Source organism: Terrisporobacter mayombei, assembly GCF_020748465.1.
Classification (GTDB): Bacteria; Bacillota; Clostridia; order Peptostreptococcales; family Peptostreptococcaceae; genus Terrisporobacter; species Terrisporobacter mayombei.
In genome coordinates, this window is record NZ_JAHZMP010000245.1 from 1 (window position 1) to 448 (window position 448).

Genomic DNA, 448 nt, shown 5'->3' on the forward strand with positions numbered 1-448 from the left:
GTGTTCAGATCCCATTTCCAGGAGTCAGGTGTTTCTGCGACCGGTTGCAACGAGATGCAGTGCGTCGGGCACGGATCAACACATAAATTGCAGCCCGTACAGAGATCACTCATTACCGTATGCATGGCACGGGTAGCGCCAACGATGGCGTCTACCGGACACGCCTGAATACATTTAGTGCAGCCAATACAGTTATTTTCATCAATAACCGCCACCATCCGCGCAGGCGTTATCTCTTGCGCTTCGCCATCCAGCGGCTGCGGCTCGACATTAAGCAACTCGGCAATTTTTAGCATCACAGCTTCGCCACCTGGGGCGCAACGGTTGATTTTTTCACCGTTACAGCTGATGGCTTCCGCGTAGGGGCGACAGCCGGGATAACCGCACTGACCACACTGGCTACGGTAAGATTTCGTCAGTTTTCTCAACGACCGGATCGTCTTCCACC

Annotated in this window: 1 protein-coding gene; it reads right to left on the reverse strand. The window is 53.8% G+C overall.

All coding sequences use genetic code 11. The annotated features are described in order from the left end of the window. A partial coding sequence (gene rsxB, locus K0039_RS25390; RefSeq protein WP_228106899.1) for an electron transport complex subunit RsxB occupies positions 1 to 428 on the reverse strand: 428 nt, incomplete at its 3' end. Positions 429 to 448: the final 20 nt, after the last annotated feature.